The sequence below is a fragment of the Rhodanobacter sp. FW510-R10 genome (assembly GCF_058781105.1).
Genome location: NZ_JBYSWL010000001.1, coordinates 1,795,236 through 1,811,396, shown reverse-complemented (window position 1 = coordinate 1,811,396; position 16,161 = coordinate 1,795,236). Strand labels below are relative to the sequence as shown.

Genomic DNA, 16,161 nt, shown 5'->3' with positions numbered 1-16,161 from the left:
AGGAAAGTCCCGGGGACCATACCTGCCTTGCCGGAAACTGCGCTGAACGCGATCGCGGACAGTCAGCCGCGCACGCGGAATTGCGCCCGCACCCCAGGCGTACCCAGGCGCCAGGCCAACCACAGCAGCAGGGGCGCCGCTACGACCTTGAGCGCCAACGCCAGGCGGTAGCTGCGCCGCGCATGCCGTACCGCCTGCTGCAAGACGGGGTCCGCACGCAGTTGCACCAAGGCCTCGGTGCTGGCGCGGTCGAATTGCCACCACTGCAGCAACAACATCACCCCGGTGGCGACCATCCAGACAGCCAGGATGCCGGACGCCACCCGCAAGGACACGCGCGCCCAGCCCTGACGCAGGATGCAGGCGGCGCACAGCACGATGAACACGAGCGCGGCCAGCAGGTAGACCACGTCCCAGGCCAGCATGCGTTGCAGCTCCGCGGCTGCCGCGGAGCTGTCCGGTGCCAGTTGCTGCAGTTGCACCCGCATCAGGCTGGCATGACGGAGATACTGCGCGCAGCCAAACGCGGCCAGCAGCAACAGCAGCCAGACCGCCACGCGCCAGGCCGCAAAGGCTGGCGTGGGAGCCGCTGCGCGAGCCGACGGCATCAGGCGTCCGCCCTGCATGGGCGACGCCGATTCGTCAGTATCCGCAAGGCGTGCCGGCCAGCCATGTCCCCCTCCGTATGCACCCGGCAAGTGTAGCGGGCATGTGCGCCATCACGCGTTGAGCGCCGTGGCCTGGAGTACACGCCCGTGCGGCGGCTGCGGGCTCAACGCCGGGAGATCGTGAACTTGCCGAACGACACGCCGAGGTTGACACCCTGGCCAGTGCCCGCCAGCGCCAGCGAGGTCGTGCCCTTGGTCAGCACCTGCGCTTGCGAGCTCCTGACCACGCCAGCCTCCGCACCGGCCTGGACGTAATCGCCGAACACCTCGCTGATGCCGTGCACCGTGCTGATCTCCCCGCGCCCATCCTCGATCCGGTATTTGCCGGCGGTCAGGCCACCGCCCACGACCTGGATACCCACCGCCGCGCTCTGGCCGTTGTCGCACGTGACCGTGCCACCGCCCTGGGCGCGCTTGTAGAACAGCGACCAGCCGGACAGGTGGTATTTGAGATGGCACTTCACCGTGGCCTGCGCCCCCTGCGCCGTATCCGCCGGCAGCGCCGAAGCGATCAGTGCACCGGCGAAAACCAGGGCGGCCGGGGCCAACATGCTCTTGTTCATCAGCATTCTCCTTGAGGACGTCCATATTGTGGTACCAGATGCGGCAGGCACGCGTGTCCCTCAGAAGATCTCCAGGAATCCGTGACAGCAGTGTGCAGGCACCCGCCTTGCGCGCGCTTGGTTTCTGCCACCTGCCCGCCTAGACTCCAAGGCGGGACGCACGCGCCGAGGACGCCGATGGTGAAGTATTCGCTCGTGGGTTACGACGGCTCGGACGCCGCACGGCGCGCGTTCCAATTTGCCGTCGACCTGGCGCGCTGCAGTGGCGGCCGGGTGCGCGTGGTATCGGTGCTCCAGGTCACCGAGGCCGGCGCCGATGCCTGCGCGCTGCTGATGGCCGATTCCGGCGCCGAACGCCTGCAGGAGTTGCTCAGCGAGCTGACCGCGATCGTCCCGGACGCGGCGCAGCTGGTCGATCTCGAAATCGTGCATGGCAGCCCGGGCGACGTGCTGCTGAGCCAGGTCGCCCAATACAACATCGACCACCTGGTGATCGGGCACACGGCCCGCGGTGCACTGGCGCGCTGGCTGCTCGGGTCGGTCTCCAGCAACGTCCTGGCGCGCGCGCAGGTTCCAGTCACCGTCGTGCCCTGAGCGCCTGACCCGGACCGGCTGCCGGCGACAAGCCCACGCTTCAGGCCTGTGGCGGCTGCGCATCCTGGGCCGGACGCGGTTGTGCATGTATCTCCCGCCGCATCTTCTGCGCGGCCTTCACCCGGCTGACATCCAGCGGACGAATCCTGGTGATGGTGCACGGATAGCTGTTGCGCCCGGTCAGCACCTTGTCGAAGTTGGTCGACACCTGGCGCAGATAGGAGGTGAGACCGATGGAAGGCACATAGGTAAGCGCCGGACAACCGCCCTCCACGTCGAGCAGCCAGGCCTCGTTCGGACGCGTGTACACCGCCAGCTCGGTGTCGCTCAGCGGCACCCATGAATACAGCGAGAGAAAGCGGAAACTGGTCACCGGCGCCCCCGCCGCAGCGGTGTAGTCCGCCACCAGCTGGGCCTGGCGTTGCGCGTACGGCACGCTGCTGCAGGCGGCAGCGAGGAGTACGGCTGCCGCAGCCAGGACCGATCGGAAGTAGTACATGGCGCCTCCGTGATGCAACGCAGTATTGGCCAGATCAGACAAGACCAACGTGGTGCACTGGCGTCGGGTTTACCGGGCCGATTTCCCGCGTTTATCCAGCTGACTCCAGCGCGAGGGGTCGAAGCCACCCACCTCGTAGACCAGCGTCTCGGACTGCTTGCTTGCCGCCGGCGTGACCTCGATCTCGACCTTGTGCGCGTCCGAGAGCAGCTTCAGGAAGCCCTTGTCGTCGTTCATCATCAAGGCCGGCTCACCGGTCGGAGGCGCAAAGGCCCTGACCCGGTGCAGCTTGCCGTCCACGGTGACCCTGAGCGTGCAGGACTTGCCACAGACGAAGCCCTTGCCGCTGCCGAACAGGAAGACGTTCTCGCCCCATTTGGTATGCCGGCGCAGGACCAGCTTCACCCGCTCGCCAGTCACCGGCTGGCTGTTGAGGATGGTGGCCGTGGACTGCGTACCGCCGGCCATGGGCGCCACCTGGTACTGCCAGAGCGCGGCCAGGCGGTTCTTCTCGCTGTTCTCGCGATAGCGTTTCTCGATCTCCGGCAGGGTCTTCTGCACCTCGGCCGCGGCGGCACTGCCGGGGAATTGCTCGACGATGCTCTTGCCCATGGTCACCGCCATCGCATCGTTGTTGATGCGCAGCAGCTCGCGGTAGGTATGGAGGTTCTTCTCGGCCTTGGCGGCGTCGGCCTGGGCCTGCAGTTCCTGCGGGGATGGGCCGGAGGCCTGTTGCGAACAGGCGCCGAGGACGACGGCCAGGCCAACGGCCGTGCTTGCCAGATACGTGCGCAGCAAATGCATGTCAGCTCGCCAGCAATGGGACAGGGCCCCAAGCTTGCCGCGGGCACCCCGCCCAGCGCAACCGCAGTGTAGACAGCGGACGCGGTCCGCTCAGTTCTCCGCGGCCCGTGCGGGCCCCACATAGTCCACGCGCGCCACCTCGTCGAGCCAGATGGGATCGACCCGTCCCGGCGTACCCGGGCGCTCCAGGCTCACCACGGCGTTGGTGCCCTCACGCCGCTGCGGGTCGCGAAACACCTGTGCGCTGGTACGCACGTGCACGACGCCTTCCTGCGTGGTGCCATCGCGCATATGCAGCACGACCCGGCCGTGCGCCGGCAAGCGCGTGATCAAGTCCAGCAGACGCTGGATCCCCGCCTCATCCGTACATACCCGCGGTGCCACCTGGCCCATGTCGTCCGTCCGTCCATTGCGTTAGGCTGATCGTGCCCCAGCCAACCGGCACGATGGAAAGCGACAATGTACCAGCGGACGGCCCCGTGATCATCCAGTCGGCAACGGAATTCGCTGCCGCGTTTGCCGCCTTGCCGCCGCCCGGATACCCGGCGACGGCGCGCGCCGCCTTTCTGGTCGCGCCGGCCGGGCATGCCCTGGCGGCCGAATCGGCCAGCGACAACGCCTACATGCGCCTGGACGCCCAGGTCGATGCGGACCGCGCGCTGGCCCAGCACCAGGCACTGGCGCAGGCATTGCGCGCGGACTGCCCGGTAATCAGCTTCCCGGGCGACGCCACCACGCCGGATGCAATCTTCCCGAACAATGTCTTCGCTACCACAACAGGCCGGCTGATCATCGGCCGCATGCGGCATGCCGTGCGCCGGGCGGAAGCCGGACGCGGGGACATCCGCGCATTCTTCCGCGACGTGCTGGGCTATGCCGAAGTCGACCTGTCCGCACGCACCGACCTGGTCGCCGAGCTCACCGGTGCCTTGGTCGTTGACCGTGGCCGCCGCATCGGCTATTGCGGGCTCGGCGAACGCTGCAACCTGGCCGGCGCCTCGGCCATGGCCGAAGCCTTCGGCTTGCGCTTTGTCTTTTGCTTCGAGCTCGCCCCCGGCGAATACCACGCCAACGTGGTGCTGTCCCTGCTTGCCGGCCGCGGCGTCATCCTCGCCGCCGACGGCTTCCGCGATCCGGCGGTCCCGGCCGCGATCGCCCGCGCCTACCCGGACTGCGTGGTCTGGCTGACGCCGGCACAAAAACGCGCCTTTGCCGGCAACGCCATCACCTTGAACGACCGGCGCGTGTGGATGAGCCAGCGCGCCGCCGACGCGCTGGACGACGCGCAGCGGGACACCTTGGCTGCAGCCGGCTTCACGCTCGGCACGCCGGCGCTCGATGAACTGGAAAAAGCCGGCGGCAGCCTGCGCTGCTGCGTGGCCGAAATCTACTGACCCGGCGCCAAACGGGGCCGGGTAGACGGGTTGCATGCGGCCGCTGACCACCATCGACACGGCGCTCACGCCGCCCCGGGCACACTGAGCCGTGCCTGCGTCTCTACCCCCAGGTGACCGCAGGCATTCAGCTTGAATCGCGATAATGGTCCGGCGAAGACGCCGCATAACCATGCCAGCCAAACTGGATGCGTCCTCGCCGCGATGCCCCACTCCAACCTGCCACGGAGCAAAGCCAACATGCGTCAACACGATCTAGAGAGCCAGGTCAAAGAAGTCGGCGATCGCGCGGCCGATCGTGCGCGTTATTACGCTGACCGGGCCAGCAACAGTGCCCGCAGCCTCACCGAGCGCGGTCAGGACTGGGGCGAGCGCTTTGCCCGGCGCAGCAATCGCTACAGCCGGCAGCTGGCGCACAAGGCCGAGGACCTGGCTGACGAGGCGAGCTACCAGTACCGCCGGGCACGCCGGCAGGTGGCGCGGCACCCGGTCGCCACCGTGGCAATCGTCGCCGGCACGATCGGCGCCATCCTGCTGCTCACGCGCCTGCTGCGCGGCCCCAGCGACGAAGACTGACGCGCTCCGCCGTCAGTAGATCAAGGGCTTTCGTGCGCCTGTCGGCGCGTGAGTTGCTCTTTCTCGCTTGCCCGGGGGAAAGGTAACCAAAGAGAGATGCACCCCGCTTGGGTTACTTTGTCTTCACTCCGGGCCAGCTTCGCCGTTCGCATGCGCTTCCTGCGCATGCGTGGCCACTCAAAGAGAAAACGACTCGGGCGCCGAAGGCGCACGAAACGCTCTTGACCTCGGAAGCCCGGCGCAAGCCGTAAGCAGAGCATCGGTCGCGAGCGGGCGGCCGCGACCAAGAGATCGGCAGGGCGAAGATGCGCGCATATGGACTCGCGGCGGTTCCATGCGGAGCAGCGTTCAGACGTCGATGGGGTTTGGCTTGCCGGCATCCAGGTTCCAGATCTTGATGGCGCGTTCCACATCCTTGGTGCCCAGGACGCCGTCCTCGGCCAGCGCGGCCAGCGCGGCATGGGCGATCCATCGAGCGTCCACCTCGAAAAACGCGCGCAGCGCATCGCGGGTATCGCTGCGACCGTAGCCGTCGGCCCCCAACACCGTAAAGCGCCGCCCTTCCGGGACGAAGGCGCGAACCTGGTCGGCCACTGCCCGCACATACTCGCAGACCGCCACCACCGGACCTTCGTGGCCGCTCAGGCATTCGGTGACGTAGGGTATGCGACGGTCCTTGGGATCGGGATGCAGGCGGTTCCAGCGTTCGCTGTCGAAGCCGTCGCGGGACAACTCGGTGAAGCTTGGGCATGACCACACGTCGGCCTTGACGCCAAACTCCGTATCCAGCAGTTCGGCCGCCGCCACCGCCTCGCGCAGCGAGCCGCCAGCAGCCAGGAGCTGGACCCGCGTGATACCGCTCTTGGCCTTGGACTTGCCCGGCGCCGCAGCCTTGCCCTTGGCCTGGGCATCCGCTGCCTGGAACAGGTACATGCCCTTGATGATGCCCTCGGCGCAACCTTCCGGCATGTCCGGGTGGGCATAGTTCTCGTTGGTCACGGTGATGTAGTAGAAGATGTCCTCCTGCTCGTGACCCATGCGCCGGATGCCGTCCTGCAGGATCACCGCCACCTCGTACGACCAGGTCGGGTCATAGGCCCGGCAGTTCGGTACCGTGGCCGCCATCACGTGCGAGGCGCAATCCGAATGTTGCAGGCCCTCACCGGGGAAACTGCAGCCGGCCGTGGCGCCAATCAGGAAGCCACGGGTGTGCTGGTCGCCGGCCGCCCAGATCAGGTCGCCGACCCGGCGGAAGCCAAAGAACGAGTAGAAGATGAAGAACGGCAGCATGGGCCGGTCCGACACCGAATAGCTGGTGCCGGCGGCAATCCACGCCGACAGGCCGCCCGCCTCGCTGATGCCGCACTGGAGCACCTGGCCGTCCTCGGCCTCGCGGTAGTACAGCAGCTGGTCGGCGTCCTGCGGCCGATATTTCTGGCCGCCCGGCGCATAGATGCCGATCGAGCGGAACATGCTCTCCATGCCGAAGGTGCGCGCCTCGTCGGCAACGATCGGCACCACGTACGGCGCAATCTGCTTGTCGCGCAGCAGCAGGTTCATGCCGCGCACCAGCGCCATGGTGTTGCTGATCTCACGTCCCTTCGTGCCGTCGGTGATCTGCTTGAAGTCTTCCAGGCCAGGCACCGGCAAGGGATGGCTGGACTTCTCCCGCCGGTGCGGCAGGGAGCCGCCGAGCTCGCGGCGGCGCTCCAGCATGTATTTCACTTCCGGCGAGTCGGCGCCTGGATGGTAGTACGGCACCGAATCAATGCCATCGCCTTCCAGCTGCTTGTCATCGATCGGGATCTGGAAGCGGTCGCGGAACACTTTGATCGCGTCCTGCTTCATCTTCTTGGCCTGGTGCGCGATGTTCATCGACTCGCCGGCCGCGCCCATGCCGTAGCCCTTGACCGTCTGCGCCAGGATCACCGTGGGCATGCCCTCGGTGTGTACGGCCACGTGGTACGCCGCGTAGACCTTGTGCGGGTCATGACCGCCACGATTCAGGCGCCACACGTCGTCATCGGAAATATTGGCCACCATGGCCGCGGTTTCGGGGTACTTGCCGAAGAAGTGCTCGCGCGTGTAGGCGCCGCCAAACGCCTTGCACGCCTGGTACTCACCGTCCACGGTTTCCATCATCAGCTTGCGCAACACGCCGTCCTTGTCGCGCGCCAGGAGCGGATCCCAATACGAGCCCCAGATCAGCTTGAGCACATTCCACCCGGCGCCACGGAACACACCTTCCAATTCCTGGATGATCTTGCCGTTGCCGCGCACCGGCCCGTCCAGGCGCTGCAGGTTGCAGTTGATGACGAAGATCAGGTTGTCCAGGTGTTCGCGACCAGCCACCGAGATCGCGCCCAGCGACTCCGGCTCGTCGACCTCGCCATCGCCCAGGAAGCACCACACCTTGCGGTCGGATTTCGGCACCATGCCGCGCGCTTCCAGGTACTTCATGAACTGGGCCTGGTAGATCGCCTGGATCGGCCCCAGGCCCATGGATACGGTCGGCATCTGCCAGTAGTCGGGCATCAGCCACGGGTGCGGGTACGAGGGCAGGCTCGGGCGGCCACGCGTTTCCATCCGGTAGCCTTCCAACTGCGCCTCGCTGATGCGGCCCTCCAGATAGGAGCGCGCATACAGTCCGGGGCTGGAATGGCCCTGGTAGCCGATCAGGTCACCGGGATGTCCCGCGGATGACGCGCGCCAGAAATGGTTGAAGCCGACGTCGTAGAGCGTGGCCGATGACGCAAAGCTCGCGATGTGTCCGCCCAGGCTGCCCGGCTTGCGGTTGGCCCGCACCACCATGGCCATCGCGTTCCAGCGGATCAGGGAGCGGATGCGCCATTCCATCGCCGCGTCGCCGGGGCTCTTCGCCTCCTGGCCGGCCGGGATCGTGTTGACGTACTGCGTGGTCGGCGCGAACGGCAGATGGCCGCCCGAACGCCGGGTCTGGTCGACCATGCGCTCGAGCAGGAAATGCGCGCGCTCGGTGCCATCGTGGTCGAGCACCGCACGCAGCGATTCCAGCCACTCGCGGGTCTCGGCCGGATCGGGATCCTGGTCGACGATGTCTTGAACGATATCCATCTAGCTCTCCATGACGCCGGATGGCGCCGGATCGAGGTGAGCCGCCAGCGCAGGCGCGGCGGAACCAATAGGGGCAGTTTAGCCGCCAGCCTGCAAGCCCGCCAATGCGACCGCCGCGCAGCGCGCGCCAACGCCGTGCCGCCGAATGGCAGATCCATCTCGCCCCGCACTCGCCGTCCCCACCTCGTGACCCCCACAATGTCGTCATCCCCGCGCAGGCGGGGATCGAGTGGACACGACCGCCGAAACACACTGGATTCCCGCCTGCGCGCACTGCTGTCCGGAATAAATTCGTGCCGCGACACCGAAGACGTGGCGACGCAAGGCTGGACGGCTGTCACGCGCAACCTGGACTCAAAAAAAGGTGGTCACCCCGTTGTCTTACCCAGAACCTCGAACCTCCATCGTCATCCCCGCGAAAGCGGGGATCCAGTGCTTTTAGGTGTCTGCGAAGGCCAAAGCACTGGATTCCCGCTTTCGCGGGAATGACGCCAGGGTGGTTTCGGCGTCCTGGCGCGATGCCGTGGACGAGGCCAAGGCGGTTCCGAAAACGTTCCGGACAGCAGTGCGCCTGCGCGGGAATGACGCCGAAACGGTGCGGCCGCCGCGTCGTCATCGCCGCCGCGGGCGCTGCTGCCGCCCGCGGCGCTAGGAGCGGATGTCGGCGCGAATCTGCGCCTCGACGCAGGCGACGGCGGTCATGTTGACCATGCGTCGCACGGTCGACTGCGGCGTCAGGATGTGTGCCGGCTTGGCGATGCCCATGAGGATCGGGCCAATCGCCACGCCGTCACTCAGCATGCGGGTCATGTTGTAGGCGATGTTGGCCGCATCCTGGTTCGGGAACACGAACACGTTGGCCTTGCCCTGCAACTGCGAGTTCGGGAACATGCGCTCGCGCAACTCGGGCATCAGCGCGGTGTCCGCCTGCATCTCGCCTTCGACTTCCAGGCGTGGCGCGCGGGCACGGATGAGGGCCAGCGCCTTGCGCATCTTCACCGCTCCACACGTGTCCTGGTTGCCGAAGTTGCCAGCCGAGAGCAGGGCGATCTTCGGCGTGATGCCGAACAACTTCAGGCGGATGGACACCTGCAGTACGGCCTGAGCAATCTGCTCGCTGCTGGGATCGTCCTGCACGTGGGTGTCGAGGTAGAAGAACGTGCCCTTCTCCGTGGCCACCGCGGCCATCGCCGAGGGCTCGCTGACACCGGCATCCAGACCGATGATGTCGCGGATATAGCGCAGCTTGCTCTGGTACAGGCCCACCAGGCCGCACAGCAGCGCATCGGCTTCGCCACGCTCGACCATCAGCGCGGCAATCGCCGTCGGCCGCGAACGCACGATCGCCTTGGCCATTGCCGGCGTGACCCCACGGCGCTCCATCAGCCGATGGTAGTGCTGCCAATATTCGTCGAAGCGCGGGTCGTCGTGGATGTCGACCAGTTCCACGTCGACGCCGAGCTTGATGCGCAGCCCGGCACGGCGGATGCGCTTCTCGATGACCTCGGGCCGGCCGATCAGGATCGGTTTGGCCAGGCCCTGGTCCACCACCACCTGCACGGCACGCAGCGTGGTTTCCTCTTCGCCTTCTGCGTACACCACGCGGCGCGGATGGGCGCGGGCGCGCTCGAACACCGGCCGCATCAGCAGGCCGGTGCGGAACACGAAACTGTTCAGCTTGTCGCTGTAGGCCGCGAAGTCCTCGATCGGCCGCTGGGCGACCCCCGACTCCATGGCCGCCCGGGCCACGGCTGGCGGCAGCTGCAGCAGCAGCCGCGGATCGAACGGTTGCGGGATCAGGTAATCACGGCCAAAGCTCGGCGGCCTGCCACCATAGGCCCGCGCGCTGACGTCCGAGGACTCGCGCCGCGCCAGTGCCGCAATGGCCTTGACGCAGGCGACCTTCATGGCCTCGTTGATCACTGTGGCGCCGACATCCAGGGCACCGCGGAACAGGTACGGGAAGCACAGCGCGTTGTTGACCTGGTTCGGGTAGTCGGAACGCCCGGTCGCCATGATGCAGTCCGGGCGCACCGCCTTGGCCTCTTCCGGAGTGATCTCCGGGTTCGGGTTGGCCAGCGCGAAGATGATCGGGTCGCGCGCCATGCTCGCCAGCATCTCCGGCTTCAAGATGCCGCCGGCGGAAAGGCCGAGGAAAATGTCCGCGCCCTCGACGATCTCGGCCAGCGTGCGCTTGGGCGTGTCCCGCGCGTAGCGTTGCTTGCCCGGGTCGAGGTCGGTGCGGCCGGTGTGCAGCACGCCGTTGACGTCCAGCGCCAGGATGTGCTCGGGCTTCACGCCCAGCGCCACCAGCATGTCCAGGCAGGCCACGCCGGCGGCGCCGACGCCCGTGGTGGCCACACGGACGTCCTCGATGCGCTTCTTCGCCACCAGCAGCGCGTTGAGCACCGCGGCGCCGACGATGATCGAGGTCCCGTGCTGGTCGTCGTGGAACACCGGAATCTTCATGCGCTCGCGCAACTTGCGCTCGACGATGAAACATTCCGGCGCCTTGATGTCTTCCAGGTTGATGCCGCCGAAGGTGGGTTCCAGGCTGGCGATGATGTCCACGAGCTTGTCCGGGTCGCGCTCGTTGATCTCGATGTCGAAGACGTCGATGCCGGCAAACTTCTGGAACAGGATGCCCTTGCCTTCCATCACCGGCTTGGCGGCCAGCGGCCCGATGTTGCCAAGGCCGAGCACCGCGGTGCCGTTGGTGATGACCGCCACCAGGTTGGCGCGCGCCGTGAGCTCGGCCGCGGCGTGCGGGTCGGCGACGATCGCGTCGCAGGCGGCCGCCACGCCCGGCGAGTAGGCCAGGGAGAGGTCGCGCTGGGTCAACAGCGAGGTGGTAGGGGTAACCTTGATTTTGCCCGGATGCGGCAGCCGATGATATTCGAGCGCCGCCAAACGCATTTCTTCGGAAAGTGCCATGGACACAGACTTGGGTGGGAGGGAACCGGGCGCCTGCCCGTCAAGGCGGCGTCCAGCAACGATGTTAGCACCGGCGTCCGTCGATCCCAGGGTGTCCCGCTGGCCGCCGGTGCCAGCCCGGGCCGCCTGGACGTCCGGAATCAGGCGTGCCTACTCGCGATCGCCGGAATCGCGGGCTCGCCGCGGCCGCTCCGGGACCCGGCCGCCGCGCTGACGGCTCAGGCGCGCTTCCAGGGCCGCGGCTTGCTCCTCGCGCTCGTCGTGCAGCTTGAGGTAGTTGCGCCAGCGCTCGGCGCCCAGCTCACCGGTGTCCAATGCGGCCTGGATCGCACAGCCCGGCTCGCTGCCGTGGCTGCAGTCGACGAAACGGCAGCGCTCGGCCAAAGCGGCAATATCGGCAAACAGGTCGAGATCCTCGCCCCCGGTCAGCTTGAGTTCGCGCATGCCCGGCGTGTCGACCAGACAGCCACCGCCGGGCAACTGCAACAGGGCACGCCGCGTGGTCGTATGGCGGCCACGATCGTCGCCGTGGCGTACGGCGCCGGTGCTCATGCGCGCCTCGCCGAGCAGGGTATTGGTCAGGGTGGATTTTCCCGCGCCCGAGGAACCGACCAGCACGGCGGTGTCACCCAGGCCCAGGTAGGGCGCGAGCACGGCCACGCTTGCCGGATCCTTGCCGTTGAGTGCATGGATCGGGGTGCCGGCAGGCAGGCGCTGGCGCAAGGCCGCCACCCGTGACGCCGTATCCTCGGCGCTGTCGACCTTGCTCAACACCACCACGGCCTGCGCTCCCGAGCCTTGGACCAGGGACAGATAGCGTTCAATCCGCGCCGGGTTGAAATCCTCGTCCAGGCCAGTGAGCACGAACACGTAGTCGACGTTGCTGGCGATGATCTGCTGCTGGTAACGCTCACCGGCTGCCGCCCTGGACAACATCGTGCGCCGCGGCGCCACGCTGCGGATGTGTGGCGGCGTGCCGGGCTCAACCTCGACGAAATCGCCCACCGCCGGCCGCTGTGCCGGATCGAGTCCGCGTTTCAGGAAGCGCCCGTCAGGCTGCGCGCCAAACACACGCTCGCCGTCGTGCAGTTCGTATCCGGCCCGATGTTGGGCCACGACCCGCGCCACGCGCAGCCCGGTCGCAGGAAGCGCATCGCCGCGCCAGCCAATTCGGCGCAAGCGTTCAATCGATACAGCGTCACTCATCGGGGTTCGGTCTGCACGAGATGCCCCATTATGCCGCGTGCCCCCGCGCAGCGAAGCGTGCAGCGCAGCATGGCAGTTGGCGCGGTTCAGACCGCTCAACGCGCGGATCTGTGGAGCAGCTCCACCAGGTGGCTCTTCCACAGCGCCGCCCAGGTGTGGGTGCCATGGCCATGGGTGGCGAGGCTGGCGGGAATCACCAGGTAACGTCCGCGCGGGATGCGCTTGATCTCGCGCTCGGCGATACCGAGATACGGCTGATTGATGAAGTCGTCCGCCGAATTGATCCACAGCAGCGGCGCCTTGATCGTGCCAAGTTCCGGCGAAGGGTCGTAGTTGCGCGAGGAATCGACCTGGTACAGCAGGTCGTTCGCGTCCAGGTGCGGCACCGTCCGCTGCACGCTGCGCGCGAGATAGTCGTCGGCGGCCTGGCGGGTCGGATAGTCACGCTGCAGCAGCTGCGGCGCGCTGCCGGCGATCAGCAGCATGTATTCAGCCGTGCGCAGCCCCAGCGCGGGTTCCTCCGTGTAGTTGCCGCCATTCCACGCGGGGTCGTCGCGGATGCCGTCCATCAGCATCTTGCGCCACATGCGGTTGCGTCCGGCAATCGCGACCGGCTCGCATGCCAGCGGCATGATCGCATCGACGAAATCGGGATACGCCTCACCCCACATGAAGCTGTGCATGCAGCCCATCGAGGTACCCATGACCAGGCGCAGATGGTCGACCTTGAGGCCGCGCGTCAGCAGCTCGTGCTGCGCCGCTACCATGTCGGCATAGTCGTAATGCGGGAACGCCATCTTCAGGCCATCGCTCGGCTTGGACGAGCCGCCATGCCCGATGTTGTCGGGCAGGATGATGAAGTAGCGGCTCGTATCCAGCGGCTGCCCCGGACCGAACAGCTCGCCGGCGAAATGCGGCTGCATGAACTGGCTGCCAGTGCCGCCAGTGCCGTGCAGGATCAGCACCGCGTTGTCGACGTGACCATCGGCGCCACGCCGCGGCGTGCCGAGCGTCAGGTAATGCAGCTTCAGCTGCGGCAAGCTGCTGCCGTCGTGAAAACGAAACTGGTCGATCGTGAAGTCGCCGGGCTGCGGCTTGAGTGCCGCGGTCATCACGGTCTCCGCAGGCGTCGACGCCTGCTGGGCCAGCGCCGGCACGATGCTGCCGAGGGCGCCGCCCAGGACGACGGCGAGCACGGACACCTTGAGCATGTTCATTCTTTTTTCTCCTGGAATGCCGATGGCGCGATGGGCTGCGGATCCCACGCAGTATGGCGCGGCGGCACGCACGTGATGCCCCAGACTGTTCGGACTGGCCCGGCACGTCGGTTGCGGCCTATGCTTGGCGGTCCGTAGACAGCGCTGGAATCAATATGCAACTGAATCATTTGCGCGTGGCAATCACCGGCAGTTTTGGTGCGCTCGGCGCCGCAACCGTACGCGCCGCACTCGACGCGGGCGCCCACGTGGCGGCGATCGATCGCGCCGCGCCGCCGCCCGGCGGCATCGGCGCGGCGACTGTCATCGGCGGCGTGGATCTGGCCGACGCCGCAGCCGCCAGGCAGGCGGTGGACGCGGCCGCCCAGGCGCTCGGTGGACTCGACGCCCTGGTCAACATTGCCGGCACATTCCGCTACGAGACGCTGGCCGAGGGCAGCGTGGACACCTGGGACCTGCTTTACCGGATCAACCTGCGCACGGCAGTGGCAGCCAGCCAGGCAGCACTCGCCCACCTGCCGCGCGGCGGGCGCATCGTCAACATCGGCGCCAATGCCGCACTCAAAGCCGGTGCCGGCATGGGCGCCTATACCGCCTCCAAGAGCGGAGTAATGCGCTTCACCGAAGCCCTGGCCGAAGAACTCAAGGGGCGCGACATCACAGTCAACGCGGTGCTGCCCAGCACCCTCGACACACCAGCGAACCGCGCCGACATGCCGAAGGCCGATTTCAGCCGCTGGGTGCCACCGGAACAACTGGCCGGGGTCATCGTGTTCCTGCTCTCGCCGCAGGCCTCGGTCATCACCGGCGCGTTGATTCCGGTGGTCGGCCGCGTCTGAGCGACCAGCCGCGCCCTACCGCTCCCCGCCCTGGCCGCTTCGACACGGGCGCACCGGCACCAGGAACCACAGCGCGGCGACGTAGGCAAACACCAGGGCGTAGGCCACGGCAAACACCCACAGCGGCAGCGGCCAATAAACCAGGCGGTCGATCCAGCCGGCGAGCAAGGGTTGCGCCGGCGTCTGACCGGTGAGCTCGGCCTGCCAGATGGTCAGCATGCAGGCGCGTCCAAACGCCGCCTGCAAGGCGACCACGGCCAGGCTGAGCAGGTGCGCCAGCCGCCACCAGCAGGCACGTACCCAACCCCAGCCGCGCCAGGCGCCGAGCGGGATCAGCATGCAGCCAACGACGTTGAAGGCGATGACCGCCAGATGCAAGACCAGGATCGACCAGGCTGCCATGGCCGCGCTCAACGCATGGTGACGAATTCCTCGGCCGAGGTCGGGTGGATGGCCACGGTATCGAGGAAATCCGCATACCGCGCGCCCATGCGCACGGCCACGGCAAAGCCCTGCAGCATTTCGTCCATGCCCGGACCAATGCCGTGCAAGCCGACAATGCGCTGCTCCGCGCCAATGCAGACCAGCTTCATCCGCGTCTGCCCCTCGCGGCCAGCCAAAGACCAGAGCATCGGCGTGAAGCGCGCCTGATGCACGCGCACCTCATCGCCATGACGCTCACGCGCTGCGGCTTCCGAGCAGCCCACGCTGCCAATCGGTGGGTGGGAAAACACCACGCTTGGCACGCAGGCGTAATCCAGGTGGGCCTCGGGCTCGCCGCCAAACAGCCGGTCGGCCAGCTTCCGGCCGGCGGCAATCGCCACCGGGGTCAAGGCGCGCTTGCCATTCACATCGCCCAAGGCGTACACACCCGGCACCGAGGTGTTCTCGAACTCGTCGGTGACCACCTCGCCGTCCCCGCCCAAGGCGATGCCGGCACGCTCGATGGCCAGCGTAGCCACGTCCGGTATCCGGCCAATCGCGCTGATGACCCGGTCGTACGGGCCATAGAGCTCGCCATCGGCGCAATCCAGCCACAGGCCGTCGTCACGCCGCTCGATGCCGCGCACGGCGCAACCCTGCTTGTGGATGATGCCATCGGCCTGCATCAGCGCCGACAACGCGTGGCCCAGATCGTCATCGAAGTGTGCGAGCAGGCGGCTGCGCGAGATGAGCTCCACGTGTGAGCCGAGTGCCCGCATCACCCCTGCCAGCTCCACGGCGATGTAGCCGCCGCCGATGATGCCGACCCGCTCCGGCCTGGCCTGCAGCGCGAAAAAGCCGTCCGAATCGATGGCCAGCTCGCCGCCCGGCATGCGCGTAATGCGGGCGCGTGAACCGGTGGCAAGCACCACGTGCGGTGCGCGGTAATCGGTGTCGTCCGCGCGCAAGGTATGCGCCTCCACGAAGTGTGCCGGTACGCGCAGCACGCGCACGCCAAGCGCCTCCAGGCGGTCGCCGTAGGACTTGCGTGCCCGCGCCACGTAGGCCTCGCGGTGGGTGACGAACTTCGCCCAGTCCAGCCCACCCGGCTTGGTGTCGAAACCGACTGCGGCGGCCATTTGTTGCGCCTCGGCCAGGCTCGCCGCCAGCCACATGGCCTTCTTCGGCACGCAGCCACGGTTGACACAGGTGCCGCCCAGCTCGCGCGGCTCGAACAGCGTGACCGCCGCACCATACTGTGCGGCCCTGATCGCCGTGGCCAGGCCGGCGGACCCGCCACCAACGACCAGCACGTCTGCCTTCGTATCCATGCCCGTTCCTCGTCTCGCCC

The 16,161-nt window shown here is 67.3% G+C and carries 15 protein-coding genes; 4 read left to right on the top strand and 11 right to left on the bottom strand.

Features of this window, described 5'->3' with window-relative positions:
• Positions 1-62: 62 nt before the first annotated feature.
• Positions 63-608 carry a hypothetical protein gene (locus AC3WJB_RS07820; RefSeq protein ID WP_492680335.1) on the bottom strand — a complete coding sequence of 182 codons (546 nt, stop codon included), beginning with the start codon at positions 606-608 and terminating at the stop codon, positions 63-65.
• Positions 609-772: 164 nt separating this feature from the next.
• Entirely contained in the window at positions 773-1,231 is a 459-nt protein-coding gene (locus tag AC3WJB_RS07815) for a hypothetical protein (RefSeq protein ID WP_492680333.1), read from the bottom strand.
• A 177-nt stretch (positions 1,232-1,408) separates the two neighbouring features.
• On the opposite strand from AC3WJB_RS07815, the gene AC3WJB_RS07810 reads away from it, so the two are divergent.
• Positions 1,409-1,825 (top strand): universal stress protein, encoded by a 417-nt coding sequence (locus AC3WJB_RS07810; protein ID WP_492680331.1) that lies wholly within the window; start codon positions 1,409-1,411, stop codon positions 1,823-1,825.
• A gap of 40 nt (positions 1,826-1,865) precedes the next feature.
• Here the strand turns inward: AC3WJB_RS07810 and AC3WJB_RS07805 are convergent, their stop codons facing one another.
• The 3 genes from AC3WJB_RS07805 to AC3WJB_RS07795 all read right to left on the bottom strand — a co-directional run bounded on the left by AC3WJB_RS07805 (position 1,866) and on the right by AC3WJB_RS07795 (position 3,521).
• The gene (locus AC3WJB_RS07805; RefSeq protein WP_492680329.1) at positions 1,866-2,324 is read right to left on the bottom strand and encodes a DUF6491 family protein; all 459 of its coding nucleotides are present in this window, start codon (positions 2,322-2,324) and stop codon (positions 1,866-1,868) included.
• A 69-nt stretch (positions 2,325-2,393) separates the two neighbouring features.
• Positions 2,394-3,128, bottom strand: coding sequence for a hypothetical protein (locus tag AC3WJB_RS07800; RefSeq protein ID WP_492680327.1), 735 nt, complete (start codon positions 3,126-3,128; stop codon positions 2,394-2,396).
• 90 nt (positions 3,129-3,218) lie between these two features.
• Entirely contained in the window at positions 3,219-3,521 is a 303-nt protein-coding gene (locus tag AC3WJB_RS07795; RefSeq protein WP_492680325.1) for a DUF3247 family protein, read from the bottom strand.
• An 86-nt stretch (positions 3,522-3,607) separates the two neighbouring features.
• Here AC3WJB_RS07795 and AC3WJB_RS07790 point away from each other — a divergent pair, with 86 nt between their 5' ends.
• Positions 3,608-4,522, top strand: a complete 915-nt coding sequence (locus AC3WJB_RS07790; protein WP_492680323.1) for an arginine deiminase-related protein — start codon at positions 3,608-3,610, stop codon at positions 4,520-4,522.
• Positions 4,523-4,762: 240 nt separating this feature from the next.
• Positions 4,763-5,098, top strand: coding sequence for a hypothetical protein (locus tag AC3WJB_RS07785; RefSeq protein ID WP_492680321.1), 336 nt, complete (start codon positions 4,763-4,765; stop codon positions 5,096-5,098).
• A 348-nt stretch (positions 5,099-5,446) separates the two neighbouring features.
• On the opposite strand, the gene aceE is transcribed toward AC3WJB_RS07785, so the two are convergent.
• From aceE to AC3WJB_RS07765, 4 genes are all read right to left on the bottom strand, one after another.
• Positions 5,447-8,191 carry a pyruvate dehydrogenase (acetyl-transferring), homodimeric type gene (gene aceE / locus AC3WJB_RS07780; protein ID WP_492680319.1) on the bottom strand — a complete coding sequence of 915 codons (2,745 nt, stop codon included), beginning with the start codon at positions 8,189-8,191 and terminating at the stop codon, positions 5,447-5,449.
• A 648-nt stretch (positions 8,192-8,839) separates the two neighbouring features.
• A complete protein-coding gene (locus AC3WJB_RS07775; protein ID WP_492680317.1) occupies positions 8,840-11,125 on the bottom strand; it encodes an NADP-dependent malic enzyme in 2,286 nt (761 codons plus the stop codon).
• Between the two features lie 150 nt (positions 11,126-11,275).
• The gene (gene rsgA / locus AC3WJB_RS07770; RefSeq protein ID WP_492680315.1) at positions 11,276-12,331 is read right to left on the bottom strand and encodes a ribosome small subunit-dependent GTPase A; all 1,056 of its coding nucleotides are present in this window, start codon (positions 12,329-12,331) and stop codon (positions 11,276-11,278) included.
• 95 nt (positions 12,332-12,426) lie between these two features.
• A complete protein-coding gene (locus AC3WJB_RS07765) occupies positions 12,427-13,548 on the bottom strand; it encodes an alpha/beta fold hydrolase (RefSeq protein ID WP_492680313.1) in 1,122 nt (373 codons plus the stop codon).
• 155 nt (positions 13,549-13,703) lie between these two features.
• On the opposite strand from AC3WJB_RS07765, the gene AC3WJB_RS07760 reads away from it, so the two are divergent.
• Positions 13,704-14,387, top strand: coding sequence for an SDR family NAD(P)-dependent oxidoreductase (locus AC3WJB_RS07760; protein ID WP_492680311.1), 684 nt, complete (start codon positions 13,704-13,706; stop codon positions 14,385-14,387).
• 15 nt (positions 14,388-14,402) lie between these two features.
• Here the strand turns inward: AC3WJB_RS07760 and AC3WJB_RS07755 are convergent, their stop codons facing one another.
• Both AC3WJB_RS07755 and gorA read right to left on the bottom strand, forming a co-directional pair.
• Positions 14,403-14,789, bottom strand: a complete 387-nt coding sequence (locus AC3WJB_RS07755; protein WP_492680309.1) for a DUF2784 domain-containing protein — start codon at positions 14,787-14,789, stop codon at positions 14,403-14,405.
• 8 nt (positions 14,790-14,797) lie between these two features.
• Entirely contained in the window at positions 14,798-16,141 is a 1,344-nt protein-coding gene (gorA, locus tag AC3WJB_RS07750) for a glutathione-disulfide reductase (protein ID WP_492680307.1), read from the bottom strand.
• Between the last annotated feature and the right edge of the window lie 20 nt (positions 16,142-16,161).

Coding starts and splice junctions, on each gene's coding strand:
- AC3WJB_RS07820 (WP_492680335.1), bottom strand. CDS start 608: ATGCCGTCGGCTCGCGCAGCGGCTCCCACGCCAGCCTTTGCGGCCTGG.
- AC3WJB_RS07755 (WP_492680309.1), bottom strand. CDS start 14,789: ATGGCAGCCTGGTCGATCCTGGTCTTGCATCTGGCGGTCATCGCCTTC.
- AC3WJB_RS07800 (WP_492680327.1), bottom strand. CDS start 3,128: ATGCATTTGCTGCGCACGTATCTGGCAAGCACGGCCGTTGGCCTGGCC.
- AC3WJB_RS07805 (WP_492680329.1), bottom strand. CDS start 2,324: ATGTACTACTTCCGATCGGTCCTGGCTGCGGCAGCCGTACTCCTCGCT.
- rsgA (WP_492680315.1), bottom strand. CDS start 12,331: ATGAGTGACGCTGTATCGATTGAACGCTTGCGCCGAATTGGCTGGCGC.
- AC3WJB_RS07815 (WP_492680333.1), bottom strand. CDS start 1,231: ATGAACAAGAGCATGTTGGCCCCGGCCGCCCTGGTTTTCGCCGGTGCA.
- AC3WJB_RS07785 (WP_492680321.1), top strand. CDS start 4,763: ATGCGTCAACACGATCTAGAGAGCCAGGTCAAAGAAGTCGGCGATCGC.
- AC3WJB_RS07795 (WP_492680325.1), bottom strand. CDS start 3,521: ATGGGCCAGGTGGCACCGCGGGTATGTACGGATGAGGCGGGGATCCAG.
- AC3WJB_RS07760 (WP_492680311.1), top strand. CDS start 13,704: ATGCAACTGAATCATTTGCGCGTGGCAATCACCGGCAGTTTTGGTGCG.
- gorA (WP_492680307.1), bottom strand. CDS start 16,141: ATGGATACGAAGGCAGACGTGCTGGTCGTTGGTGGCGGGTCCGCCGGC.
- AC3WJB_RS07775 (WP_492680317.1), bottom strand. CDS start 11,125: ATGGCACTTTCCGAAGAAATGCGTTTGGCGGCGCTCGAATATCATCGG.
- AC3WJB_RS07810 (WP_492680331.1), top strand. CDS start 1,409: ATGGTGAAGTATTCGCTCGTGGGTTACGACGGCTCGGACGCCGCACGG.
- aceE (WP_492680319.1), bottom strand. CDS start 8,191: ATGGATATCGTTCAAGACATCGTCGACCAGGATCCCGATCCGGCCGAG.
- AC3WJB_RS07765 (WP_492680313.1), bottom strand. CDS start 13,548: ATGAACATGCTCAAGGTGTCCGTGCTCGCCGTCGTCCTGGGCGGCGCC.